Here is a 25,225-nt window from a genome sequence, read left to right on the forward strand (position 1 = left end):
AGTTTACCTTTAAGATAATTAAAGTATAGCACAATTTTTTATTAATAACTTCCTATTCTAATCCACTCATCATTATAAAGTTCAAGTGTCTTTTTACTTAAGTTTCTAAAGACTTCACACTTAGCAAGAACTTCTGGAGATGGATATCTTTCTTTTATTTCATCATCAAGCTCATTATACGCCTCTGTAATAGGTGTATAGTAACCAATATACTCAACATTCTTTAGAGCATTTTCAGGCTCACATAAGAAGTTTATGAAGGCTTCAGCACCTTCTTTATTTTGTGCAGTTGTAGGAATGCACATTGAGTCAAACCACTTGTTAGAACCTTCATCAGGTACCACATAAACTAAATCAGGGTTTTCATCTAATATGTAATTAGCATCACCTGACCAAACAGTTGCAATTGAAGCTTCACCGCTTATCATCATATCTTTAACTTCATCAACAACCCAAGCCTTAGTAATACCTTTTTCTTTTAATTCAATAAGAGAATCAGTAGCCTCAGCAAGCTCATTAGGATCTGATGAATTCATAGAATACCCAAGTCTTTTTAAGGCAATTCCCATAGTATCACGTACAGAGTTAAACAGTACAACTTCACCTTTGTAAGCGTCATCCCATAAATCATTCCATGAATTTAGCTCTTTTTTAGTAAAGTCAGGATTATAAATTATACCAATAGTTCCCCACATGTAAGGTACAGAATATTTATTGTTAGGATCATAAGAAAGATTTTTAAAATCATCACCTACATATTTGAAATTTGGAACATTATCATAATTTATTTCTTCAACTAAGTTTTCAGATATAAGTTTTTCAACCATATAGTCTGAAAGAAAAACAAGGTCATAAGAAGTACTTCCAGAAGTAAGCTTTGAATACATATTTTCATTTGTATCGTAAGTAGAGTAGTTTACAGTATAACCTGTTTCTTCTTCAAATTTAGTTATTAGGTCTTCATCTATATAATCAGCACAGTTAAATACATTGATTACTTTGTCTGAAGAGGATTTTGAATCTGAACATCCTGTGAAAAAACTTGCTGTTAGCAAAAATACAGAACTTAATGCAATTAATTTTTTAATTTTCTTCAATGCTGTCACCACCTAGAGATTGTTTTTTATTAATAATTAGTAGTAAAGCTAAAACAACGATAAATATTATAGTAGATAAAGCGTTAATCTCAGGCTTTATTCCACGTCTTGCCATTGAGTATATTTCTATTGAAAGATTTGTTACTCCGTTACCTGTTGTAAAGAAGGATATAACAAAATCATCTATAGACATAGTAAATGCCATTAAAGATCCTGCAACAATACCTGGCTTGATTTGTGGAATAATAACTTTTCTCATAGCATACATTGGTGTTGCACCTAAATCTAGAGCTGCTTCTTCAATATTTGCAGGAAGCTGCTTAAGTTTAGGTAGTACTGAAAGTATTACATAAGGAATACAAAAAGTAATATGTGCTAAAAGCATTGTTGTAAGACCAAAGTCAAGCTTTAAAAATATAAATAGGGATATTAATGCAATACCTGTTACTATATCAGGATTTAATACAGGCAAATGATTAACATTTAATAGTATCTTTTTGCCAAGTCCATTTCTCATATTATTAATTCCTATAGCAGATATAGTACCAATAATAGTTGATACAACTGAAGAAACTACTGCCACTAAAATTGTATAGTATAGAGCATTCATTAAATTTTCATTTTCAAATAACTGCTTATACCAGCTTAGAGTGAAGCCGGACCAGTTTGCCATACTCTTTGATTTATTAAATGAAAAAACCATAAGAGTAACTATAGGAGCATAAAGGAATATAAAAATCAAAACAAGATACAATTTTTGAAAGAACTTATTATTCTTTTTTACCATAATCCTTCACTCCCTTCATCATTACTATCACTAAATCTATTCATAATAGACATTGAAATTAAAATTACTATCATCATTACTACGGCAATTGCTGAACCTAAGTTTCTATTACCCATAGTTGTGAATTCTTGTTCAATTAAGTTTCCTAAAAGCATGTATTGTCCGCCTCCAAGAAGACTAGATATAACGAAAGTTGAAACTGCAGGCATAAATACCATTGTAATTCCTGACATTACACCTGGAAGGCTTAAAGGAAATATTATTTTTCTAAATATATAAACTGTATCTGCACCAAGGTCTTCTGCTGCTTGAATATAACTTTCATCCATTTTGTTTAATACAGTGTATATTGGAAGCACCATAAAAGGAAGGAAGTTATAAATCATACCTAATAATACAGCACCATCATTATATAAAAAACCTATTGGACCAATTCCAAAATGACTTAAAAGGTTATTTACAATACCAGTCTTACCTAGTATAGGCATCCATGCATAAGTTCTAAGAAGAAAGTTCATCCACATTGGAAGAATAAATAACATAATTAAAAGATTACGTCTGCTTTCCTTCATTTTAGAAATTATATAAGCAATAGGGTATCCCAAAATAAGACAGCCTACAGTAGATATTAATGCAAGTTTTATTGAACGATAAAATATCTTAACATATTGGCTTCTAAATAATCTTGTGTAGTTATTTAAAGAAAATACATAGCTGTTATTATCTATTTCAGTAAAACTAAAAAACAAAACAATTAATAGAGGAATAACTATAAAAAGTCCGCTCCAAAGTATATATGGATAGCTTGTAATAGATCTTTTCTTATTCATTTTCGCTCACCTTTTTCATAATATGAATATCTTCAGGAGTAAAGTCAAGGCTTACTTTGCTTCCTTCAGCAAAGAATTTTGTGTTATGTACTATCCATTCATAACCATTTTCTTCAACTATCATTTCGTAATGAACTCCTCTAAAAATTACAGATTTAACTGTTCCTTGAAGAACCCTATCTGTATTTGCAGAAATTTGAATATCTTCTGGTCTTATTACAACATCGATAGGTTCATTCTTTTCAAAACCTTTATCTACACATTCAAAGTTGTGGCCACGGAAGTTAACTTTAAAGTCTTCAAGCATAACTCCTGAAAGAATATTACTTTCACCTATAAAGTCTGCAACAAAAGCATTAGCAGGTTCATTATATATATCTTCAGGTGAACCTTTTTGTTGAATTACACCATTATTCATAACAACTATAGTATCTGACATTGTTAAAGCTTCTTCTTGGTCATGTGTTACAAATATAAATGTAATACCTAGTTTTTGTTGAATATTTTTAAGTTCTAATTGCATTTCTTTTCTAAGCTTTAAATCAAGAGCACCTAAAGGTTCGTCAAGAAGTAGAACTTTTGGTTCATTAACTAATGCTCTAGCAATTGCAATTCTTTGTTGCTGACCACCAGATAGGGAATCTACTTTTCTTTTTTCAAAGCCTGATAAAGAAACCATTTTAAGCATTTCCTTAACTTTTTTATCAATTTCTTCTTTTGGAAGTTTTTTTAGTTTTAATCCAAAAGCAATATTTTCATATACATTCATATGAGGGAATAATGCATATTTTTGAAAGACAGTATTAACTTGTCTTTTGTTTGGGGGAATATTCGACATATCTTTTCCATTAAAAAGAACTTCCCCAGAATCAGCATTTTCGAATCCAGCAATAATTCTTAAAGTTGTAGTTTTACCACATCCAGAAGGACCAAGTAAAGTTAAAAATTCATTGCTTTTAATATTTAAGGCTAAATTATCCAAGACAGTATTGCTACCGTATTTCTTATTAATACTTTTTAATTCAATAATATTATTATCCATCATAAAGACCTCTTTCTAAATTAAAATGATGGGGGAGTACTTATCCAAATTATTTTGGCTAATGTTTTTCCCGCATTTGAAATATAGTGGTTCTCTCTAGGTTTAAAGTAAAAACTTTCACCTTTTTTAACCTTATATTTTTTACTGCCTATATGTAAGTTAATAGTACCTGAAAGAACATATCCAAATTCTTCACCTTCATGAGGCTCTTCATTCACATATCTTCCTTCAGGTTCTAAAATAAGCATTATAGGTTCCATCTCATTTTTTTGAGCATTGGGCACAAGCCACATGAGCTTATACTTTAGTTCGTTATCATACTTTTCAAACATATCGTCAGTTTTAAATGTAACCTTTTCTTGATCCTTTTCACTAAAAAATTCAGTAGGGTTAGTACCTAATATATCTAGTATGTCCATTAGAGTTGCAATGGAAGGAGAGGTTAAGTCATTTTCAACTTGAGATATAAAACCTTTTGAAAGTTCGCATCTATTGGCTAATTCTTCTTGTGTAAGTTGCTTTTCTATGCGTAGCCTTCTTATTTTTTCGCCTATTTGCATGAAATCACCTTCAATCTATATATACTAAACTATGTGTTTAAAATTACTAAACAACAAAACATATTATATAAAGTTTTTTTTATTAAATCAACATTTTTTTTGAATATAGATCGAAATTTTTAAATTGTATGGAATAATCTTAAAATCAGTTGTTGAAAAGGTACTTAAAAGAGAAATGTTTAGCAGGTTTATAAAAAAAGTTTACTAATACTAAGAATATTTATTAATTAGTAAAAAAATCAATTTTACTCATATATTCAATATTAAAAATCCATATATTACTCAATTATTTCCTAAACTATTGATAATATACGCTAAATATGAGATATTTATTATGAAGACATATATAGAAAAATAGGTGGTAAATATGACAAAAGTAAGTGGTAGTTACAGGAGAAATGGAAAGAACATATATATAAAGCAGCCAGAATTTAAAGATTTATTTTTTGTGTCTAAGCTTTGGTCAGATGAAAAGACCATGGAAGATATAGGAGGAGCCTTTAATTTTCCAGAGAATAGATGGGAAATGTTCTACAAGAAAATGGTATATCCTACAGATGGTAAGAATTTTTACTGTTTAGTATATACTATAGATGATGAGCCAATAGGAGAGGTTAGTTTTCACGGATTTGATTATATTACTAAAATAGCAAGATTTAATATAAAGATTGATTATAGATATAGAAGAAGAGGATATGGAGAGGAAGCATTAAAACTTTTATTTGAATATTTCTTCCTAGAATTTGGAGGGGAGATGATAATAGATAGCATTCCTACAGAAGAAGGCGTAAGGGTAGCTAAAAGACTTGGTTTTGTAGAAATTGGTCAATATAGAGATGGTACCAAGATGAGAGTTGCAAAAGAAGAATTTTTAAACCACAAGAGAAAGTCTTCTATGAAAGTGGGCATATTAACTTATGATGGCATGAATATGAATGATTATGCATGTGCACATGATACATTAAATCTAGTTAATATATTACATAAAGAAGAAATATTTAAGCTTTCACCAGTTGCTTTTAATGATAAAGTAGTTTTAAACAATGGTTTAATTTTAAATATTGATTCTATAAATCCAGATGAATTTGAACCAGACATAATAATACTTCCAGGTGGAAATATCTTAGATAATCTTAGAGATGACAGTGATTTAGTTAAGTTTGTATTAAAGAATTTAACTAAATGTGAATATATCTGTGCTATGGAGGATGCTATAAAAGTACTTATAGGATGTAAAGCATTAGATGGAATAATTGTTCCTAGATTTTGCAATGATATAGATAGATATATTAATAGTGATAAAATAATAGATAGCAATTTTTGTGATGATGGGAAGATTCTTTTAAGTTCAAATGAAATTGGAAATTTTGAAATGATAATATCTCTTGTTCAAAAAGTAGCTGGACTTAATTTGTCTGATAAATTAAAAAGAAGACTGGGTATAAAAGAATATGGAGAATAAATAACTCTATTTTGGAGGAATTAAAATGAATTTAAGCAGAAATAAGAAAATAGCTTTGGGTATTATTGCATTACTAATTGTAATAACAGGCTTATGTGTTTATAAATACATAGGTTCTGGAAGTCAAGAAATTAAAACAGCTAAAGCTTATATAAGCAAACTTATAGATGCAGGACTTATAGATGATAATGTAAATATGAAAAAGAGTAAATCATCAGAAAAGAGTGATCCATCTAAGGCAGAGAAGTATTATAGCGTTACTGTTGATAATTATGCAATAGATATGGATGCTAATTATAATGTTATAGGCTTTACTAATAAAAATAGTGCAATAAAGGATGACACTACTATTATTACAGAAGATGAGGCTAAAGGCTTGGCTGAAGAGTATATGAAGGGGTTATATACAGGAGAATGTCAGTATAAAGAAACTGTAAAGGAAGAGGACTCTCAAAAAGTTCCTTATTATACTTTTGTCTTCTATAAATGCAAAGATGATATTCCTCTGTACAACTATATTATTTCCATGAAGATTAATAAAGAGACAGGAAAGGTAGATGGTTTTTCTAATTCTACTAAAGATGTAGAACCAACAGATGCTACTATCAATATTACTCCAGTACAAGCAGAACAAATAGTAAAAGATTCATTTTCAAAACTAAATACATTCATTAATTTTGATGATAGAACTCAAAAATATTTTTATGAAAATAAAGATCAAACAGACTTAGAACTATGCTATATGGTTTCAGTAAAAGGGTTAGATAGCAGCAGTAAAGAAATTAGAATGAAATATTTTGTTTCAACTGATACTGGTGAAATAGTTAATACTGAAAAGAATAATGTATAAAAAAATGAGGATTCAATTGAATCCTCATTTTTTATACCTTAATTTTAATTTTTAAATTTCTAACTATTTAGTCCCATTCAGTAACATTTTCTAATTCAGGTATAGAAGATGCTTTAAATACAGGACTTTTTATACCAGCTTTCTTTTGAGTTGTATAGTCTTCTAATGATTTAACTGCATATTTCGCAAGGAATGTAATAGCACCTAGGTTTAGTAAAGCCATTAAGCCCATAAATACGTCTGCAAGATTCCATACAATGTCCATGCTTGATATACATCCGAAGAATACCATAGCAATAACAAATACTCTGTAAAGTTGTAAGTATATTTTCTTATCAGTTATAAATTCTATATTTGACTCACCATAATAGTAGTTTCCTACAATTGAGCTGAAGGCAAATAATAATACAGCTATAGCTATAAAATATGTACCCCATGAACCTACATGAGAACTTAAAGCTTGTTGAGTAAGCTCTATACCACTTGCACCACTAGCTACATAATCAACGTCTGAAAGTAAGATTATAAAGGCTGTACAACTACAGATAAGAAGTGTATCTGTAAATACACCAAGAGCTTGGATAAGACCTTGCTTAACTGGGTGAGATACAGTAGCAGTAGCAGCAGCATTAGGAGCACTACCTTCTCCAGCTTCATTAGAGAATAATCCTCTCTTAATACCTTGCATCATAGCAGCACCAAGACCACCACCAACAACTTCTTTAAAACCAAAAGCATTTTCCATTATTAAAGCAAACATAGAAGGAATTCTATCTAAGTTTGTTACCATTATGAATAATGCAATAAGAATATATGAACCAGCCATTATAGGTACAATAATTTCAGTGAACTTAGCAATTCTTTGAACACCACCAAAAATGATTAGTGCAGTAAATACTGTTAAAATAACAGCTATTAATATCTTGTTAGTTCCAAAGGCTTGATTCATAGCTGAAGCTATTGTGTTAGATTGAACTGAGTTATAAATTAAACCAAAAGTTATTGTAATTAAAATTGAGAAAATTATCCCAAGCCATCTTTTCTTTAAGGCCTTTTCCATGTAATAAGCAGGTCCACCTCTAAAGGCACCGGATGGTTCTTTTTCTTTATATATTTGTGCAAGAGTTGATTCAATAAAACTTGAAGCAGCGCCTATAATAGCAATAAGCCACATCCAGAAAATTGAACCAGCACCACCTATAGAAATAGAAATTGCTATACCAGCTAGGTTTCCAGTTCCAACTCTAGAAGCAGTACTCATACAAAATGCTTGGAAAGATGAAACTGAATTTTTATCATCTTTTGATGTTCCTTCACCTAGAAGTATAAACATCTCTTTAAAATATCTAAATTGAACAAATTTTGTTTTAAAAGTGAAATATAATCCTAAGGCAATAAGTAAAAATATTAATATATAGGACCATAAAAATGTATTTATACTATTGATTATATTATTAATCATATCCATTAAATTTTCCCCATTTCCGATAATTCTTTAAAATAATTTAATAACATTTTATCTTGAAAAACAAAAAAATGCAAGAAAAAAGAATAGATTATTCATATTCCTTGTATAATCAGGGGTTAAAAGATAGTTCGTTCGATTAACATGAAAGAATGGGGTGAGTATCCATCATTTTTGGGTAAAAAAGAGTAATGACCATGTAAGCCATTACTCTTTTAATTATCTTTTTATCTTTTTCGTATCTGTACTATTTGCCGGAAGATTGTTAGTATCTACCACATTACGACTGTTATTGTTATTATTCTGATTAGTATTAGTGTTATTATTATTATTAGTATTAGTGTTTTGATTAGTAGAAGAATTACCTTGATTATTATTTTCGTTATTCTCAAGGTTATCTATATTATTAATGTTATCATCATCATTATTATTAAGATTTTCCTCTGCTTCTTTTTCAGCATCTTCTATATCATTATTAGCTGCATTTTCAGAATAATCGTCTTCCTGTAAGTTTGGAACAAGATAAGGATAATCTTGCGTTACAGGGTTTGGATTAGATTTTTTTACATATACTTCGTGTCTTATTAAGAAACCTGGTGTATAAGCTCCAGCAATTTTATTATTTGCTGAGTTTACTTTTAATAAAACATGGGCATCACAATAAGATGTAGGTTCTGTTCCATCAATAAAGTATTCATCATAAACTCTATCTCTAGAATCACTATAGCAAAGATCAGATGCAAGTTTTCCTGAATCCATGCATATAGTAGCAGTACTAATTCCACTTGGCATTTCAATTTCAGTGTTTTCCATACCTTCATGAGCTTTTGCCATTATTTTACCCCATAAAGCTGCTGCTTGATTAGAGCTTCCATAAGGCATTGGAGTAGGAGTATCATATCCAAGCCATACTGAACCTGAAAGGTAAGGAGTTAGTCCTGTAAACCAAAAGTCAGTGTTGTTACTTGTTGTACCAGTCTTACCTGCTGTAGGCATTGAACCCCATTGAGCAGATGGCCCTGTTTTTGAACGTGAACCCTTTAATAAATCATACATTATCCATGCCGTTTGTGATGAAAAAATCTGCTTAGTTTCAGGATTGTCTTCGGAATTTAAAAGTAAATTTCCAGAAGCATCAGTAACTTTTGAATAAAGCTTAGGAGTAGTGTAAGTACCACCATTACCAAAAACTCCAAAGGCAGAAGAAGTAATAAATGTATTACCACCATCACCATCACCACTAAATTGTCCAAGCCCTAAAGTAGCATAAGAACTCTTAGTTGAATCATTATATTTTAGACCAAATTTTTCTCCATAAGATAAAGCCGTTTTTACTCCTAATGTATGCAAAGCTTTTACTGCTACAACATTTTTAGAATCTCTTAAACCATATCTTAAAGTAACATTACCTGCAAAAGTATGATCATCATTTTGAAGATTCCATGCTCTACCACCATTCATAGATTTTTCAGTATTTAAGTCAATTGGTGAATCATCAATGGTAGAAGCAGCTGTTAATACATGTTCATTAATAGCTGGGCCATAAACAGTAAGAGGTTTAGTTGTAGAACCAATAGGCTTTAAAGTAGAGTAGGCTCTGTTCATAGAATTAGCTCCATGCTGACCTCTTCCTCCTACCATAGCTAAAACTTTTCCTGTTTTATAATCTACTATTGTAGCTGAAGCTTGGAATTCTGGAGTCTTAGTATTAGCATAATAAGTCTCTTGCTTTCCAACGTTACTAGCACTGTAATTATCAAGAAGATTTTGAGTATAATCTTGAAGTGCTCTGTTCATGTTTGTTGTTATTTTTAATCCTCCATTTGCAAGAAGTTTAGAAACTTCTTCATCAGTATATTTGTACTTTTTCTTTAAGTCTTCCTTAACTTGCGTTACTGTAGGATTAATGTACCATTCATATTCTAATGTGTAACTTTTTTTAGTAGAAGTAAACTGAAGTTTTCCAGAATCAATATCAGAAATTGCCTCATTATATTGAGCTTCAGTAATCTTATTAAGTTCTAACATTTTTTTAAGAACGCTTTTTGTTCTAACTATATATGGTGTTGGATCTTTTTGATTATTTTGATTATATGCACTGTAGTAAGTAGGAGCTTGAGCTATACCGCTTATGTAAGCACATTGAATAAGATTAAGTTCACTTACTGACTTACCAAAATAAAGGTTTGATGCTGCTTCAACACCATATGCAGTACCACCAAGTGGTATTGTATTTAAATATTGATTTAAAATTTCATCTTTTGATAGTTGTTTTTCAAGTCTTAGGGCATACCATATTTCTTTTATTTTTCTTTGGACAGCCGAAGTTTCATCAGATAAAACGGTATTCTTTAATAGCTGTTGAGTAATAGTTGAACCACCATGAAAACCTGTTTGACCACGAAATATTTTCTTAACATCGGTTACAAGTGAACCACCTATTCTTATTGGATCTACACCTTTATGCTTCTCAAATCTTTGATCTTCAATGGAAACAAATCCATCCTTTAAATATTGAGGAATAGTATCATAACTTACAACAGTTCTATCTATTTCAGAATGTAAGGTATCCATGAAAACTCCGTCTTTATCATACATAGAAGTTGGCTGGCTTAAATTTAAAACTGCCTGCAGATCTAATGGCGGAGCACTTTTAATAACTGCAAAAACATACCCACAGCCAACTACCCCAAGAGTTAGGCCTATAAAGAATAAAGTTAAAAAAAGTCTTTTTAAAATAGTAAAAAAGCCTAATTTCTTTTTCTTCTTTTTACTAGTATTTCTTTTACGTCCTGTATTATTTTTATTATGGGTATTGGGGGTAGATTTTCTGGCTTGTGATTTTCTTACGCTATTTCTGTTATTAACATTTTTATCTATAGCCATTTGTTCCTCCTGATTCTATTTTTTTAATTATAATAATTTATAATATAGCATAATTATAATATGATTAAATCAATAACTCAATAAAGGTGTAGGATGAAATACTATGTAAATCCTAAAAAGAAACGTATAAAACCTGCTTTTATATTTATTTTACTAATTTTGGTGATTGCAAATTTAATTTTATATCTGTTTGATAAAAAAGTGTTTCCATATGTTCTTCAAAAATCAGAATCAATGATAAATGCAAGGGCAGTAGATACAATAAGTAAGGTTAGTATGGATATATTTAATGATGAATTTAAGTATGATGAGATTGTTAAGATAGATAAGGATTCAGAAGGAAATATAAATTTAATAAGAGCTGATACAGTTAAGCTTAATAAGCTTTCTTCAAAAATTGCACTAAAATGTAATGAAGAACTTCAAAAAATGGGTGAGGTAGGAGTAGATGTACCTATGTCCTGGATAACTGATAGAAGTATATTTTATAATGTGGGACCTTATATTAATGTGAAAATTAAACCTATAGGAAACATAAAAATAGATTATGATTCAAAATTTGAAAGTGCAGGAATTAATCAAACAAGACATAAGATATATTTAAATGTTAAAGCTGAAGTTAAAATTGTAGTACCTTTACATAGTAAAGATGTAGAAGTTATGTGTGAAATTCCAGTATCTGAAACTATTATAGTTGGTAAAATTCCAGATACAGCTATTGATTTTAGTGGTATAAGTAAAGGCAAAGAGTAGGTTTTTCATAAAAGAAAAAAGAAACTGCCACATAAAAAATATTGTGGCAGATTTTTCACATAAAAAGAAGCCCTAACTTAAAATAAGTTAGGACCTTTAATTTATCTAATTTTCTTCCCAGTTAAATACGTAAGGTACATTTCTATAGTAGTTTTGATAGTCTAATCCATATCCTACAACAAAAATATCATCGATTTCGAAGCATCTGTAATCTGGAGTAATGTTAGCTTTTCTTCTTGATGGTTTATCTAAAAGAACACAGCTCTTTACAGAAGCAGCTCCTAATTTTTTAACATGGTTTATTATAAATTCCATTGTATATCCTGTATCAACAATATCATCAACTATTAGTACATCAAATCCTTCTATGTTATCAGGAATATCGCTAACTATTTTAACTTCTCCAGAGCTTGTTTCACTATTTCCATAGCTTGAAGTTGTCATAAAGCCTATTTTAACCTTTGTATCAAGTGCTCTAACAAGGTCTGTAGTGAACATGAAGCTTCCTCTTAATAAAGAAAGTACATAAAGTTTTTTCCCTTCGTAATCTTTAGTTATTTCAGCCCCTAATTCTACGATTCTTTCATCTATAGTTTCTTTTGATAAAAGAATATTACGTTTTTTATTTTCCATTGTTGTCCTCCGTTTCAAATAGGTAAAAATTTTAATGTTAAATCATTTCTTTAAGTACCATATTACCGTTTATTATTACTTATTGCAACTTATTTTTGATACATTAAGGAAGGGAATGTTTACAATGAAAAATAGATAGTATAAAATTAAATGAAAGTTATAAAGCTAAGTTTAACAGAAACTGAGGTGATAAATATATGATAAATGGAAATATTGATGGAGTAAAAAACACTTATCTTAATGAATTAGAAGAAATTTATAAGATAAAATGTTTAAAATATGAAGTAGTAAGTGAAGAAATAATAGGCAGAATGGTAAGAGTCTCTACTGTGCTAGAAAGAGAAGTAAGTGTTGCTATAGATAGAAAAGGTAAAGTTCAAAGCGTTGCTATAGGAGATTCAACTTCAGTAGAACTTCCATTATTAGATATAAAGGAAGGAAGACTTTCAGGAGTTAAGGTTATACATACACATCCAAATGGATTATGTAACCTTTCAGCTTTAGATATGTCAGCACTTTTAAAATTAAAACTTGATGCAATTGTAGCTATAGGAATTCATGAAGGAAGAATAATAGATTTTTCTATTGGTACTTTAAATATTTATAATGATACATTAATCTGTGAAGAAAAAAAGAATTTATCTAAAGAAGAACTTTTCAAAATTAATATTTTAGATAAGGCAAGATATGTAGAAAGTCTTTTAAGAGATAGTAATGTTATAGAAGATGAAAGTGAAAAAGCAATTTTAGTTGGTTCTGATACTAAGGAAAGTTTAGATGAACTTGCAGAACTTGCAGATGCTTGTGATATTCCTGTTCTAGATAAAGTATTCCAAAGTAGAAGCAAAATAGATCCTGCATTCTATATAGGAAGAGGAAAGGTTTTAGAAATTGCATCTTTAAGACAAACAGAAAGAGCAAATGTTATTATTTTTGATGATGAACTTTCAGGTTCACAGGTAAGAAACTTAGAAAATGCTTTAGGAGCAAAGGTTATAGATAGAACTACATTAATTCTTGAAATCTTTGCAAGAAGAGCTAAGAGTAAGGAAGCTAAAATTCAAGTAGAGCTTGCTCAGTTAAAATACAGAAAGAGTAGACTTATGGGACTTGGTACAGTACTATCTAGAACAGGTGGTGGTATTGGTACAAGAGGACCTGGAGAAAAGAAACTTGAAACTGATAGAAGACACATAAACGAAACTATCTACGACTTAAATAATGAACTTAAGAAAATTAAGAAGGTAAGAGAAGTTCAAAGAGAAAAGAGAAGCAAGGAAAGCATTCCAAAGGTATCATTAGTTGGTTATACTAATGCAGGAAAATCTACATTAAGAAATGCACTATGCAAAAGTGCGGCTGTAATGGAAGGAAAAGAGAATGTATTTGAAGCAAATATGCTTTTTGCAACTCTTGATACAACAACAAGAGCAGTAACCCTTCAAAATAAAGGATTAATAACTTTAACAGATACAGTTGGATTTGTTAGAAAACTGCCTCATGATTTAGTTGAAGCCTTTAAGTCAACATTAGAAGAGGTAATTTTCTCAGATCTTTTATGCCATGTTGTCGATGCTTCTTCTGAAGATGCTATAGAACAAATAAGAGCTGTTGAAGAAGTTTTAGCAGAACTAGGAGCTAGAGATAAGGAAACTATCTTAGTTTTAAATAAGATTGATATGGCATCAGAAGAAAACTTAGCTAATATAAGAGAAGCAGTAAGCTATGATGACATAATAGAAGTTTCTGCAAAGGAAGGAACTAACCTTGATAATTTATTACTTCTTATAGAAGAAAAGCTTCCATATACTTTAATAAAAAGCGAATATTTAATACCTTATGATAAAGGTGATGTAGTTTCATTCTTACATAGAAATGGAAGAATATTTGAAGAAGAGTATAGAGATAATGGAACTTTCATGGTTGTAGAAGTTGATGAAGAAACTTTTAATAAGAGCAAGGAATATTCAACTAAAGTTCTATGATTTTAAGAATATAGAAGGTAAGCTGAGGCAAAAATGTGCCTTGGCTTATTTTAGTTGCTAGGTTTTTGGTATTTATCGGCTATATGTCATATTAAGGTTATGTGCTATAATTATACATAATACATTAATTAAGAGGAGAATCAACATGATAAAAAAAGTGATTGAGCTTCAAAATGCGTTTCAATCTATAGTTATGGCACTAAAGAAGAATAAGAATGTATTGGCAATTTTTACTTTTGGAAGCATTGTTTCAGACGATGTGTGGGAAGAGTCTGATATAGATTTGTTTGTTATCTATGATGATGCTGAGTATAGCCGTGTAAGAGATATTTATTCAGAAAGTAATGGAGTCCCTGTGCATACTAAGCTACTAAATAAAGAAGCTTTTCTTAAATTATATAGAAAAGAAAAAGACAGAGGTTTTGTAAGAAACCTTCTTACATCTTCAAAGCTTGTATATTCAAAAGATGACGAGATTTCTAATATTTATAATAAGTCAAGATATTCTTTAAGAAATACAGAAGAGGAAAAGTGGAATCTTGTATATCTAGGTGTTCTACTAAAGGATCTTGGGGTATGCAGAAAGTACATAGAGAATAGTGGAAAAGTTACTGCTTATGAGGTATTAATAAGGGTGCTTGATAATTATGCAAAGCTTATGTTAAATCTTAGTGGTTATACTGTGACAAAGGATTCCCTTACTATGGCAGTGAATTTAAATAGTAATTTTAAGAAAATAATAGAAGACTTATTTAATTCAGAAGTAAGTAAAAAAACTATGGAAAAGGCAATAGATTATATTACTGATTTTATTGATGCAAATATTATGACAGCATCAAATTCACTTTTAAAGTTTCTCGAAGAGAAGAATACGTTTGTAAGCTCTTATGAGATTAAAAGTAGTGAGGCCTTTGATGGATTTAACATAAAAATTGAAAATATATTAAAGGAATTAGCCAAAAGAGAGATTATAGTTAAACATAAACGAATTTATAAGGATTTTAATGGGGTAAAAATCATAGATGAAAATGTTTATGCAGCTAAAGTAAGAAAATAAAATAGGGGGCTTTTTATTATGAAAGAGTATTTTAAAGTGGATTTTAAGCAAGATATACCTAAGTATATTCAAATAGCATGGCACTTAAAAAAATTAATTGAATCAAAAAAGATAGAAGACGGAGAAAAACTTCCTACCATAAGGGAGTATACAGAGTATTTAGGTGTAAATAAAATAACAGTAATTAATGCCTATAAGAAATTAGACCAAGAAGGCTTTGCTTTTCAGAAAATAGGCAGTGGAACTTATGCAAAGAGAAAAGAAAATACCTCTTTATTTAGAAAAGAGTATTCAAAAACCTTTAAAATACTTTTAACTAAAGATAATTTAGATAATATAATAGATTTTTCAGGTGAAACTGTAGGAGAGTTTATGTTCCCTATAGATGAGTTTAAGAAAATAATAAATACAGTTTTAGATAGAGATGGTTCTGAAGCTCTTATATCACAAAGTTCTCTTGGATATGAAAAGTTAAGAAAAACAATAAATAATGTTTTTTGGAATAATTCTTTAGAGGATGAAGACATATTAATAGTTTCAGGAGCTCAGCAGGGGATAGATATTGCATCAAAGGCAATATTAAATATAAATGATAATATTATAGTTGAAAAACCTACCTATGGAGGAGCTTTATCTGTTTTCAAATGGAGGAGAGCAAATATTTTTGAAGCAGATATGGAGGATGATGGAGTTAACTTAGAAGCGTTTGAAGAAATCTTAAAGAGAAATAAAATAAGATGCTTCTATACTATGAGTTATTTTCAAAACCCTACAGGAATAAGCTATTCACTAGAAAAGAAAAAGAAAATAATTGAACTTGCAGAAAAGTACGATTTTTACATAATAGAAGATGATTATTTATCAGAGCTTATTTATGATAAAGATACAGAATATATAACTTTTAAAAATCTTGATAAGCATGATAGAGTTATATATGTAAAGAGTTTTTCTAAAATATTTCTTCCAGGTATAAGAATTGGTTATATGATAGCACCAAAAAGTTTTAAAGAAAGCATGCTAACATCTAAGGTGAATACAGATATAACTACATCAAGTCTTATGCAGAGAGTTCTTGAAATATATATATCAAGGGGACTTTGGAAGGATAATGTTAAACATTTAAATAATGAATATAGGTCAAGATATTTCCTTATGAGAAGACTACTTGAAATAGAGCTTTCTACCTGGGTTGATTTTATAAGTCCAGGAGGAGGATTAACCTTTTATTTAAGATTAAAGGAAGACACTAATATAACTTCTAAGGAACTTTTCTTTAAGCTTAGGGAAAGGGGCGTATATATAACACCTGGAGTTTTATTTTTTAAGAAGATGAATGAAGGGGATAAAACCTTTAGAATAAGTTTTTCACAAACTAATGAAGAAAAGATTTTAAAAGGAATTAGAATCATAAAGGAGGAACTTAAAACATGTCATATATAACAGTGAGAAACTTTGGTGAAGATTCTTTTGAAGAAAAGAAATCTGAATTTATAGGATATGCAAAAAGAGTTGAAACTGAAGAAGAGGCAAAGGAATTTGTAAATGAAATAAAGGCTATGCATAAGCAGGCAAGACATAACTGCTATGCCTATATAATTGGTAAAAATATGGGTATTCAAAGATATTCTGATGATGGAGAACCACAGGGAACTGCAGGAATTCCTATATTAGAGGTTATGAAAAAAAATGAAGTAAAAGACTGTGCTGTTGTGGTGACAAGATATTTTGGAGGAATTCTTCTTGGAACAGGGGGCCTTACTAGGGCCTATACAAAGGGGGCTGCCATAGCCATAAAAGCAGCAGGAATAGTTGAAAAGGTTGAAGGAATTGAAGTAATAATTAACATTGATTATGATCTTATAGGAAAAATTCAATATGTGTGCGGACAAAATAAATGGCATATTGAAGATAGTATATACTCAGATAAGGTTGAAATTCATATACTAGCAGAGAAAACTACAGCAGAAGTAATAGAAAAGACCTTCATAGAAGAAACTAATGGAAAAGCAGAAATTAGAAAAGAAAATGAAGGAATATACTTCAAAGAAGGGGACAGACTTTATAACAGTATTGATTAATAGTCTTGTATAATAAAAAAGAATAATTATATTATCATTGGTAAAACTAACTATAACACTTTTAAACTTGGAGGTTAAGAAATGAAGAGTTTATTAAAGAAAATTATAGTTAGTTTTCTTGTTATTATGACAATTCCTATAGTAGCTTTTAGTGAGGAATATGATTATATAGGGGATTCTGATAGAAATATTGCCTTAAGAGAAGATTTTGCTAAGATGAATATTCCTTATATTATAGCTAAAAGAAGTGATGGAACTACTCAAGTATACTGTGCAGACTACACTAAAAAAGTTCCAAAAGGTATTAAATATAAAAAATTTGAAGGAGGTTCTAAATACGATACTGAAGGTGTTTTAGCTATTTTAGATCATGGTTATCCTAAAAATGCAACTAATATGCAAGAAAAATATGGTGTGTCAGATGATTATGCCCTTGCTCTTACACAATATGCTTTATGGAATTATATAGAGGGCTGGGATAAAACACAAGTAGATGAACCTTATTCACTAGAATTACTAAGAAAAGCAGAAAACAAAGAATATGTAAAAGAAGAATTTAAAATAGACGAAAGTAAATTATATTATAAGGAAGCATCTGAATTTTTAGAAACAGAACTTATAAAAACTTCAGGATCTAAAGGTAATTTCGTAATTAAAACAGATGAAGGAACAAAGGCTTATGATGAAAGTGGAAAAGAAAGATATAGTTATGAAATTGGTGAAAGCTTTATGCTAAGAAATGTTTCTCAAAAGAAGTCAGAAAGTAGTTTTAATATAACAGCAAACTTTAATAAAGAAGAAGTAGATATATATGTTCCAGAAGATGATGAGTATCAAAATCTTATAGAAATATCAACTAATCAAAAGAGCCTAAATTATAGATATAATATTAATTATTCAAAAGGAGATAGTAGCATTATACAAACAGGGGACAAAGAAATTATATACTTATTAATAATGGCTTTAGGTTGTATAACATATATATTCTTAAATATAGACTTAAAAAAGAAGTGTAGCTAAGCTATACACCTTTTATTTCCTTCTATAATGTGATATAATTTTAAATAGTTTGATGAAATTAGGATAGGAGGAATAAGCATGTCAGGACACTCAAAATGGCATAACATACAAGCAAAAAAGGGTAAAGCTGATGCTAAAAGAGGTAAAATATTCACAAGAATAGGTAAAGAATTAGCTATAGCTATAAAAGAAGGTGGAGCTAACCCAGACAATAATGCTAAACTTAGAGACGTTATAGCAAAAGCAAAGGCAGCAAACATGCCTAATGACAATATTAATAGAGCGCTTAAAAAAGCTGAAGGAGATATGAATTCAGTAAACTACGAAACAATTGTATATGAAGGTTATGGCCCAAGTGGAGTAGCTGTAATTGTTGAAACTCTTACTGATAATAGAAATAGATCTGTAGCTAACGTAAGAAATGCTTTCACTAAAGGTGGCGGAAACATGGGTAACTCAGGTTGCGTAAGTTTCATGTTCCAAGAAAAAGGTGAAATCATAATAGAAAAAGAAGATCAAGACGAAGATGAAATGATGATGATGGCTCTTGATGCAGGTGCAGAAGACTTTGCTTCAGAAGATGAAGTATTTGTTGTAACAACTGCTCCAGAAGATTTCAGTGCTGTAAGAGAAGCTTTAGAAGCTAACGGAATCAAGTTCTTAGAAGCTGAAGTTAAGCAAGTTCCAGATACATATACAGCAATCGACGAAGATGCAGCTAAGAAGATGCAAAAGATGTTAGACTTACTTGATGATGATGATGACGTTCAAGCAGTTTACCACAATGCTGAATTCCCTGAAGGATGGGAAGAATAGGACTGTTTAAAGCCAGTAATATCAATGGATTGATAAGTTTTAGCATGGATATAAAAGCTTAATAAAGTTTGAAAAAACAGCTTAATTAAGATATATGTGCTAAAAAAGCTATTTAAAATTGAAGATATATACACGAGGATTAAGGTATATACACACCTCCTTGATTACGATATATGTTAGTTAATACTAGCGTGTACGTAATTGAGGAGGTGTTTTTTTGTTATCTAAAGACGTACTTAGAGAATATATATATGACATTACTATTCGTAATTACACAGCTAGAACAATCAAAGGATATAGAAATAATATAGCAAGGTTCTTAAAGTATTGTGAGGCTGAATATGGCATTGTTGAGCTAGAAGAAATAAGTCATTTACATATTAAAAAGTATCTAACTTCCCTTAAAGATAGAGACCTAAGTCCAACTTATATAAATACAATATTAAAGAATATCCGTAGCTTTTTTAATTACTGTTATAAAGAGGGATACTGTATTAATATTGCTAAAAAGGTTTCTTGGCTTAAAGAGGATAAGACAGTTATTAAGACTTTTACTGATCTTGAAGTTAAAAGAATGATAGAAGTATATAAAATGGATAGCTACATAAATGCTAGGAATAGGTGTATTATGGCTGTTTTATTTGATACAGGAGTTAGAAACGCTGAGCTTTGCAATATAAAAAGAATGGACGTAAGAGAGACAGTCATTTATATCATGGGAAAGGGAAGAAAAGAGAGAGTTGTTCCTATATCACCGTATTTGAAAAAGATAATGATTAAATATGAAAGAATTAGGGAGGCTTATCTTAGGGATAATATTCTTCATTATGATAATTACTTTCTTAGTTATAGAAATAAGCCATTAACAGGTGAGGCTATAGAGAGAGTGGTAAAGATAGCAGGAGAAAAGGCAAAGGTTAATGAGTCAATAAGAATTAGTCCTCATACTTGTAGACATTATTTTGCACAGTCACAGCTTAGAAATGGACTAGATATATATTCATTAAGTAGATTACTAGGGCATGATAGCGTAATTATTACTAAACGTTATTTACAAGGATTAAAGGATAAACAAGTGGTAGAGCTTGGAGTAAAGACAAGTCCTTTAATGAATTTAAAAGTATAAAAAAATATAGCCTTATTATCCACTCGAGATATTAAGTTCCCTCCGACTGGACTGATACCCTAGATATTAAATACCCTCAGGCTGTCAGGTAGGTTATAAAGAATAAAGAAAAAGGAGCTACGCCAATAGCTCCCTACTTAACAATTAAATATTGCTAATAATTCTTTGTGTACCTCACTAGGAGATACCCTTAATCCGTAATTAAATGGTATCAAAAAAATAGCAGGTATGCAAGGCTTTATTTCCTATACCCTTTTTAGGGGTGGGTTAGTAGTCTTAAGCAACTAGAGCTACTATAAATATGTCTAGTAGGTGAGCTGTAGCCAATGCAGAAAATACAGCAGGAGTAGGTAAACTGACTTTGCCTATTGCTTTAAGCAGGTTCTAGTGTCTGCTTTATAAATTACTAGGGGAGGAAGTCTGAACACGAGAGTGTTAGGGGCTACTGTGTTGCTTATGGGCAGACTGTAAGTGTACAAGCAGTAGTTAACAAGTCAGAAAGTCTAAAGCGATACAATGCGATATACAGAAGATAAAGAGTGTACCTTGTAGAAATGCAGGGGAAACTATATCCTTCGCAATGTGTCCAGCTCAACCAGAAGAATAGGAAAAAATGAAAATATATAATAAATATGTTATAATATACAAAAAAGTATGGAGGTTTTTTATGGAAGATAAATTATTAGAATTAGAAGAAAAATATAATAAATTAGAAAAAAAAGTATTACAATTAGAATTTAGACAAGAGCTAATGATGAGTGATACAAATACTAACAGAGTATTACTTGAATATAATATAACAAAAAAAGAATATGAAAAAATAATGGATATTATGGACAAGTATAGAGGAAGCATAGAAAAAAAACAAAAGGTTAACAATGCTGAATTTGAGCAAGATATTTACAAAGTGGTATCTGAACATCAAGGTGACTATCATTTTTGCGAGTATATATCTAAGGCATTTATGGACGATGATAGGTGGGAAGAAGTGTTTCCTGCATTGTATGGTGATATGCCTAAGTATAAATATATAAAGGAGAATAAATTAAAATAAATATGAGTGGAAGTGATTTCGCAGGATTAATTTTTGCAGGGATATCTGCATTGGGAGCCATTGTAGGACTTCCATCAGGTATAAGTGCATGGAAAAGTAAAAATAGTATCAATAAAACAAAAGAAGATATTGAGCAGTACAGGAATATTATAAAAGAAAAAAATGCCTTACTCAAGTTGAAACCTCAAATACAAGAATTAAAAAAACAGTCAAAAATTTTTTTAAAGCTTTCTATGGGAGATTTGCCTCAACAAGGAATGAAGAAAAGTGAATTAGATTACTATAAAGAAATAATGGAAAGCTTAAATGATATTTTAAATGATATTTCAGCTAATTATGATAGTGAAAGAAACTTAATAAGAGATATTGATAAAGCATTAGGGTACTGTATTGAAGAAGAAATGACTTTAAAACAAGTAGATAGAACATGTATTTATGGATATTCAATGGTAAAAGATAATTTTGAACAAGTAATTAAACAGTTAGGAAGTATAATAGAAGATTTAGAGTGTTAAATTAAGAGCTGAAGCGGTACAAGCTGAGGCTCTTAATTTTCTGAAATTTTATTAAAAGTTTTTATTTATAAATGTCACTATTTTAAAACGTCGTAGTATTGAAGAGTGTAAATAAGAATGAAGGAGTTTGATATTATGACAAGTAATAAAAAAAATAGAAATGGCTTATACGAAAGTATTTTAAGAGATGGAATAAGATACTGGACTAATTATTATGGAGAAGTAATTCAAATAGAATGTGCCTGCTGTCATAGAATAAAGCCAGCTAAGGAATTCCACGCTAACAACTTTAAAAAGTTCAACAAGCAAGAACATTGTATAAGTTGTAATAATAAGATATTGGATGGTAAAATTTCAAAAGTAACTAAGTACATAAGAAATAAGGAAGTAAATGTTGATAAATTAAATGATAGACAAATGAAAGTGTTGGGTAAGTATTTAATTGAGGAGATTGCACATGAAAAAATAATTCAAGAAATTGAAGATTTAGAGAAAGTTAAGGCATGGTTAGAATTTATTGCAGAAAAGAAAGTTATATAGTGTTTAAGATTATGAGAAGAGCTATAAAAGGCTCTTTTTATAGTTTAAAAGAAAGTAAAATATAAACTAGTTATCTTTTTAAATATATTCAATATGATATGTCACCATTAGGATAGTGTACTGTATTACGCTATGTAAGACAAAATTAATTAAGATCTTAAAATAATGTGTAATGGAGGAACTACGAGTGAAGAAAGGGAAAAGAGATATAAAGGAAACTAAAGTATTAAGCTATACACCAGCTTTTGAGGGTGGAGATTGGACAGGTGAGAACGGAGGATACTTTTCATTACCTAATAGTACTATAGAGGCTATTGCTATGAAGGGATTAACAGCCTCTGAAATGCTGGTTTATTTATATATGCTTAGAATGGGGTATAATAATGATGGTGAGTTTTATCATAGTTATAATAATATGGCTAGAAAATTAAACAGAGGTACTAAGAGTATACAAAATGCAGTAAAGAAATTAGAAGAACTAGGATTAATACAGAAAACTAAAATAGGAGGTAGTGTATTCGGTCAGCATATTTCTAATGAATATAAAGTTTATCATTTAGTACTAAAAGGCCATGAAGTACCTGCTAGCATAGGAATAGTGAAGAAAAAGAATAATATATCTGAACAACATGAATGGTGCAATGATTTGGAGTCACTTTTGTAATATTGGAGCATTAATAGCTCCTTTTTTGTTGTGATTATTTACTTGTATCAGTATTTGTAACAAAGGACTGTATAAAAAATTAATATATAAATAATTATAATTGACTATATACCTTGCTTTATAAGTAATATTTGTATTAATTTTTTAGATATAGGGTATTATAGTGCTTAAAGGTAGAGTGTTAGAATACTGTGGTTAGAGTAATGTAATTCACTAGTATAGAGTTCTGTAGTGCCTACCATAAATAACTATAGATAAATAACTAATAATAAATAACTAATATATAAAACTGCATTATATAAAATAATAATACTATACATATATGAGTATGAACATGATTAATGAAGTTTGGTAAGAATACTTATTAATATGGCGGGTTGCCACAATTAGATATAGAAGTGATAAAATTATTGAGAGAGCAGGAGTTTAATACCTAGCTCTTTTTTGATTATTAATATTCAAAATTTAAAGGAGGAGCTTATAGGTGTATAAGTTTGAGAGAGAGAAAGAGAAGTACAAACAGGAGGAGATCCATTTTATTTATGAGGTTGGCAGCATGGTAGCAACTAAGAAAAAAGTTGAAGAGATATGTGAGGAATGTAGTATCAGTAGACGTACTTATTTTTACTGGAAGAAACGCTTTAAGGCAGAGATAAAAGAGGTTAAGAGAGACGAGATACTTGAAATTAAGGACTCAGTAATTAGCAATATTCATGAGTATGTTAACAGCTCTAATAGTAAGCAACGTGAGAAAGGAACTGATATGTTCATTAAGCTTTATGGTTCAGAAGGGTTTAAGGAAGAGCTTACAGATAATACAGCTAAGGAAGAGTTAGACGTTGAGGCTATACTAAGAGAACTAGGATTATAGATATAGTAAAAATACAGGGGAGAAGGATTTATGACTGCCTTGTTGCACTTTTGAATATACTAGATAACTATGGTTATAGCAGTAATATAAAGGGATTAGAAGGTTAGAACAAAATAGGTAGTGCAATTAAAAAATACGTTAGTTCGCGTTGACCATACACGAATTAGCGTTTTTTAATTCAAAGTTTATAAATAGTAAACTAAAAGTGGTCAATTTTAATGAATGTTAGTAGCTATAAATGGCTTAAATAGGACGTTTTGATTTTTAGCGTTAAATTATCATTTAGCGAAATTAATAGTACTATAGACTTAGAAGTAAAAAAATGGTATAATATACAAAAAAGCAAAAAAAGAAAAAGTGGGAGGCAAGAATTATGGCAGGAGAAAATGATAAGTGGGAATTTTATAAAGATAATAATGGTGAATGGCGTTGGAGAAGAATTTCAAGTAATGGTAGAATAGTTGGAGCTTCAAGTCAAGGCTATGTAAACAAATCAGATTGTATAGAGAATGCTGAAAGAAATGGATATTCACAAGAATAGCAATAAATAAAAGTATATATTCTTTTATTTAGAGAAAGGCTATTTTATAGCAAAGAAACTGTTAAAGTATAAGAGCTTTAACAGTTTTTTGTCTTTTTTAGAAATCTCAAAACTATGTATTTGAGACTACAAAGTAACTAATTTTTTGACCAGCGGTAGTTGTCAAGAAGTTTGTCGCAAAGACTTATTAAAATTACATTGTTTTTTCTTAGTTATATCCACATTTGCAATTATTTAACTTGTAATTTTATATTACTCTCCAATTGTCATATAACCTCATTTTTAATTTTCTTTTTAACTTCATCTGTTGGATTTAATGCTACCTTATCAGGTACGGACCAATTTCTTATTCCTTTTTTAAATCTTAATGGATTTAGTGCCCTTGCTGTTTCATATACTTTAATTCTATTTTTCATTATTTCTTCACTTTTTCCATTATGTCTGCTATTAGGGGTAAGATAATTAAGTCCACTATGATAATGTTCATTGTTATACCAATTAACAAAGTTAGCAACCCATTCTCGTGCCTTTTCTAAAGACTTGAAACCTTCTTGTGGGTATCCTGGTCTATATTTCATAGTTTTAAAATGTGC

At 29.9% G+C, this 25,225-nt stretch carries 25 protein-coding genes; 16 read left to right on the forward strand and 9 right to left on the reverse strand.

Annotation, left to right across the window (positions count from 1 at the left end):
- Window positions 1–41: 41 nt before the first annotated feature.
- The 5 genes from BM384_RS01685 to BM384_RS01705 are packed head-to-tail and all read right to left on the reverse strand — an operon-like array spanning window position 42 to window position 4,316.
- A complete protein-coding gene (locus BM384_RS01685) occupies window positions 42–1,097 on the reverse strand; it encodes an ABC transporter substrate-binding protein (RefSeq protein ID WP_090010157.1) in 1,056 nt (351 codons plus the stop codon).
- Window positions 1,084–1,884: an ABC transporter permease gene (locus BM384_RS01690; RefSeq protein ID WP_090010161.1), complete on the reverse strand. Its 801-nt coding sequence runs from the start codon at window positions 1,882–1,884 to the stop codon at window positions 1,084–1,086. The genes BM384_RS01685 and BM384_RS01690 overlap by 14 nt, the downstream gene beginning before the upstream one ends.
- Window positions 1,878–2,714, reverse strand: a complete 837-nt coding sequence (locus tag BM384_RS01695; RefSeq protein ID WP_090010165.1) for an ABC transporter permease — start codon at window positions 2,712–2,714, stop codon at window positions 1,878–1,880. Before BM384_RS01695 ends, BM384_RS01690 begins: the two co-directional genes overlap by 7 nt.
- Complete coding sequence (gene potA, locus BM384_RS01700; RefSeq protein ID WP_090010169.1) at window positions 2,707–3,756, reverse strand: spermidine/putrescine ABC transporter ATP-binding protein; 1,050 nt, start codon at window positions 3,754–3,756, stop codon at window positions 2,707–2,709. Before potA ends, BM384_RS01695 begins: the two co-directional genes overlap by 8 nt.
- Before the next feature lie 20 nt (window positions 3,757–3,776).
- Complete coding sequence (locus BM384_RS01705) at window positions 3,777–4,316, reverse strand: helix-turn-helix domain-containing protein (protein WP_090010172.1); 540 nt, start codon at window positions 4,314–4,316, stop codon at window positions 3,777–3,779.
- A 367-nt stretch (window positions 4,317–4,683) separates the two neighbouring features.
- On the opposite strand from BM384_RS01705, the gene BM384_RS01710 reads away from it, so the two are divergent.
- Together BM384_RS01710 and BM384_RS01715 are read left to right on the forward strand one after the other, a co-directional pair.
- Window positions 4,684–5,778 (forward strand): GNAT family N-acetyltransferase, encoded by a 1,095-nt coding sequence (locus BM384_RS01710; RefSeq protein ID WP_090010175.1) that lies wholly within the window; start codon window positions 4,684–4,686, stop codon window positions 5,776–5,778.
- A gap of 25 nt (window positions 5,779–5,803) precedes the next feature.
- Entirely contained in the window at window positions 5,804–6,628 is an 825-nt protein-coding gene (locus tag BM384_RS01715; protein WP_090010178.1) for a YcdB/YcdC domain-containing protein, read from the forward strand.
- 67 nt (window positions 6,629–6,695) lie between these two features.
- On the opposite strand, the gene BM384_RS01720 is transcribed toward BM384_RS01715, so the two are convergent.
- The gene (locus BM384_RS01720) at window positions 6,696–8,096 is read right to left on the reverse strand and encodes an alanine/glycine:cation symporter family protein (RefSeq protein WP_090010182.1); all 1,401 of its coding nucleotides are present in this window, start codon (window positions 8,094–8,096) and stop codon (window positions 6,696–6,698) included.
- Window positions 8,097–8,312: 216 nt separating this feature from the next.
- Entirely contained in the window at window positions 8,313–10,979 is a 2,667-nt protein-coding gene (locus BM384_RS01725; RefSeq protein WP_090010186.1) for a transglycosylase domain-containing protein, read from the reverse strand.
- A 93-nt stretch (window positions 10,980–11,072) separates the two neighbouring features.
- Here BM384_RS01725 and yunB point away from each other — a divergent pair, with 93 nt between their 5' ends.
- On the forward strand, window positions 11,073–11,732 hold the full coding sequence (yunB, locus tag BM384_RS01730; RefSeq protein ID WP_090010188.1) for a sporulation protein YunB: 660 nt from the start codon (window positions 11,073–11,075) through the stop codon (window positions 11,730–11,732).
- 105 nt (window positions 11,733–11,837) lie between these two features.
- On the opposite strand, the gene hpt is transcribed toward yunB, so the two are convergent.
- Complete coding sequence (hpt, locus tag BM384_RS01735) at window positions 11,838–12,365, reverse strand: hypoxanthine phosphoribosyltransferase (RefSeq protein WP_090010191.1); 528 nt, start codon at window positions 12,363–12,365, stop codon at window positions 11,838–11,840.
- A gap of 197 nt (window positions 12,366–12,562) precedes the next feature.
- Between hpt and hflX the strand changes: the two genes are divergently transcribed.
- From hflX to BM384_RS01800, 13 genes are all read left to right on the forward strand, one after another.
- Entirely contained in the window at window positions 12,563–14,350 is a 1,788-nt protein-coding gene (gene hflX / locus BM384_RS01740) for a GTPase HflX (RefSeq protein ID WP_090010194.1), read from the forward strand.
- A 145-nt stretch (window positions 14,351–14,495) separates the two neighbouring features.
- Window positions 14,496–15,407: a nucleotidyltransferase domain-containing protein gene (locus BM384_RS01745; RefSeq protein WP_090010197.1), complete on the forward strand. Its 912-nt coding sequence runs from the start codon at window positions 14,496–14,498 to the stop codon at window positions 15,405–15,407.
- 18 nt (window positions 15,408–15,425) lie between these two features.
- Complete coding sequence (locus tag BM384_RS01750) at window positions 15,426–16,847, forward strand: aminotransferase-like domain-containing protein (protein ID WP_090010200.1); 1,422 nt, start codon at window positions 15,426–15,428, stop codon at window positions 16,845–16,847.
- Window positions 16,835–17,485 carry a YigZ family protein gene (locus BM384_RS01755; protein WP_090010204.1) on the forward strand — a complete coding sequence of 217 codons (651 nt, stop codon included), beginning with the start codon at window positions 16,835–16,837 and terminating at the stop codon, window positions 17,483–17,485. Before BM384_RS01750 ends, BM384_RS01755 begins: the two co-directional genes overlap by 13 nt.
- An 81-nt stretch (window positions 17,486–17,566) precedes the next feature.
- The gene (locus BM384_RS01760) at window positions 17,567–18,505 is read left to right on the forward strand and encodes a thioester domain-containing protein (protein WP_090010207.1); all 939 of its coding nucleotides are present in this window, start codon (window positions 17,567–17,569) and stop codon (window positions 18,503–18,505) included.
- A gap of 78 nt (window positions 18,506–18,583) precedes the next feature.
- Entirely contained in the window at window positions 18,584–19,321 is a 738-nt protein-coding gene (locus BM384_RS01765; RefSeq protein ID WP_090010209.1) for a YebC/PmpR family DNA-binding transcriptional regulator, read from the forward strand.
- Window positions 19,322–19,538: 217 nt separating this feature from the next.
- Window positions 19,539–20,447 carry a tyrosine-type recombinase/integrase gene (locus BM384_RS01770; protein ID WP_090010212.1) on the forward strand — a complete coding sequence of 303 codons (909 nt, stop codon included), beginning with the start codon at window positions 19,539–19,541 and terminating at the stop codon, window positions 20,445–20,447.
- A gap of 667 nt (window positions 20,448–21,114) precedes the next feature.
- Entirely contained in the window at window positions 21,115–21,501 is a 387-nt protein-coding gene (locus tag BM384_RS01775; RefSeq protein ID WP_090010215.1) for a DUF1878 domain-containing protein, read from the forward strand.
- A 2-nt stretch (window positions 21,502–21,503) separates the two neighbouring features.
- Window positions 21,504–22,016, forward strand: coding sequence for a hypothetical protein (locus BM384_RS01780; RefSeq protein WP_090010218.1), 513 nt, complete (start codon window positions 21,504–21,506; stop codon window positions 22,014–22,016).
- Window positions 22,017–22,151: 135 nt separating this feature from the next.
- Window positions 22,152–22,556 (forward strand): hypothetical protein, encoded by a 405-nt coding sequence (locus tag BM384_RS01785; protein ID WP_090010219.1) that lies wholly within the window; start codon window positions 22,152–22,154, stop codon window positions 22,554–22,556.
- Between the two features lie 187 nt (window positions 22,557–22,743).
- Complete coding sequence (locus BM384_RS01790; RefSeq protein WP_175537249.1) at window positions 22,744–23,220, forward strand: helix-turn-helix domain-containing protein; 477 nt, start codon at window positions 22,744–22,746, stop codon at window positions 23,218–23,220.
- Window positions 23,221–23,704: 484 nt separating this feature from the next.
- Window positions 23,705–24,091, forward strand: coding sequence for a helix-turn-helix domain-containing protein (locus BM384_RS01795; RefSeq protein WP_090010225.1), 387 nt, complete (start codon window positions 23,705–23,707; stop codon window positions 24,089–24,091).
- A gap of 373 nt (window positions 24,092–24,464) precedes the next feature.
- Window positions 24,465–24,632 (forward strand): YegP family protein, encoded by a 168-nt coding sequence (locus tag BM384_RS01800; protein WP_090010228.1) that lies wholly within the window; start codon window positions 24,465–24,467, stop codon window positions 24,630–24,632.
- A gap of 266 nt (window positions 24,633–24,898) precedes the next feature.
- On the opposite strand, the gene BM384_RS01805 is transcribed toward BM384_RS01800, so the two are convergent.
- Window positions 24,899–25,225: integrase core domain-containing protein (locus BM384_RS01805; RefSeq protein ID WP_139232026.1), on the reverse strand; the 327-nt coding region annotated here is incomplete at its 5' end.

It is taken from the genome of Clostridium sp. DSM 8431 (genome assembly GCF_900116755.1).
GTDB lineage: Bacteria > Bacillota > Clostridia > Clostridiales > Clostridiaceae > Clostridium.

Excerpts from the sequence above, each read along its gene's own strand:
- BM384_RS01690 (WP_090010161.1), bottom strand. The coding sequence starts at position 1,884 with ATGGTAAAAAAGAATAATAAGTTCTTTCAAAAATTGTATCTTGTTTTG.
- BM384_RS01695 (WP_090010165.1), bottom strand. The coding sequence starts at position 2,714 with ATGAATAAGAAAAGATCTATTACAAGCTATCCATATATACTTTGGAGC.
- potA (WP_090010169.1), bottom strand. The coding sequence starts at position 3,756 with ATGGATAATAATATTATTGAATTAAAAAGTATTAATAAGAAATACGGT.
- BM384_RS01705 (WP_090010172.1), bottom strand. The coding sequence starts at position 4,316 with ATGCAAATAGGCGAAAAAATAAGAAGGCTACGCATAGAAAAGCAACTT.
- BM384_RS01710 (WP_090010175.1), top strand. The coding sequence starts at position 4,684 with ATGACAAAAGTAAGTGGTAGTTACAGGAGAAATGGAAAGAACATATAT.
- BM384_RS01715 (WP_090010178.1), top strand. The coding sequence starts at position 5,804 with ATGAATTTAAGCAGAAATAAGAAAATAGCTTTGGGTATTATTGCATTA.
- BM384_RS01720 (WP_090010182.1), bottom strand. The coding sequence starts at position 8,096 with ATGGATATGATTAATAATATAATCAATAGTATAAATACATTTTTATGG.
- BM384_RS01725 (WP_090010186.1), bottom strand. The coding sequence starts at position 10,979 with ATGGCTATAGATAAAAATGTTAATAACAGAAATAGCGTAAGAAAATCA.
- yunB (WP_090010188.1), top strand. The coding sequence starts at position 11,073 with ATGAAATACTATGTAAATCCTAAAAAGAAACGTATAAAACCTGCTTTT.
- hpt (WP_090010191.1), bottom strand. The coding sequence starts at position 12,365 with ATGGAAAATAAAAAACGTAATATTCTTTTATCAAAAGAAACTATAGAT.
- hflX (WP_090010194.1), top strand. The coding sequence starts at position 12,563 with ATGATAAATGGAAATATTGATGGAGTAAAAAACACTTATCTTAATGAA.
- BM384_RS01745 (WP_090010197.1), top strand. The coding sequence starts at position 14,496 with ATGATAAAAAAAGTGATTGAGCTTCAAAATGCGTTTCAATCTATAGTT.
- BM384_RS01750 (WP_090010200.1), top strand. The coding sequence starts at position 15,426 with ATGAAAGAGTATTTTAAAGTGGATTTTAAGCAAGATATACCTAAGTAT.
- BM384_RS01755 (WP_090010204.1), top strand. The coding sequence starts at position 16,835 with ATGTCATATATAACAGTGAGAAACTTTGGTGAAGATTCTTTTGAAGAA.
- BM384_RS01760 (WP_090010207.1), top strand. The coding sequence starts at position 17,567 with ATGAAGAGTTTATTAAAGAAAATTATAGTTAGTTTTCTTGTTATTATG.
- BM384_RS01765 (WP_090010209.1), top strand. The coding sequence starts at position 18,584 with ATGTCAGGACACTCAAAATGGCATAACATACAAGCAAAAAAGGGTAAA.
- BM384_RS01775 (WP_090010215.1), top strand. The coding sequence starts at position 21,115 with ATGGAAGATAAATTATTAGAATTAGAAGAAAAATATAATAAATTAGAA.
- BM384_RS01780 (WP_090010218.1), top strand. The coding sequence starts at position 21,504 with ATGAGTGGAAGTGATTTCGCAGGATTAATTTTTGCAGGGATATCTGCA.
- BM384_RS01785 (WP_090010219.1), top strand. The coding sequence starts at position 22,152 with ATGACAAGTAATAAAAAAAATAGAAATGGCTTATACGAAAGTATTTTA.
- BM384_RS01800 (WP_090010228.1), top strand. The coding sequence starts at position 24,465 with ATGGCAGGAGAAAATGATAAGTGGGAATTTTATAAAGATAATAATGGT.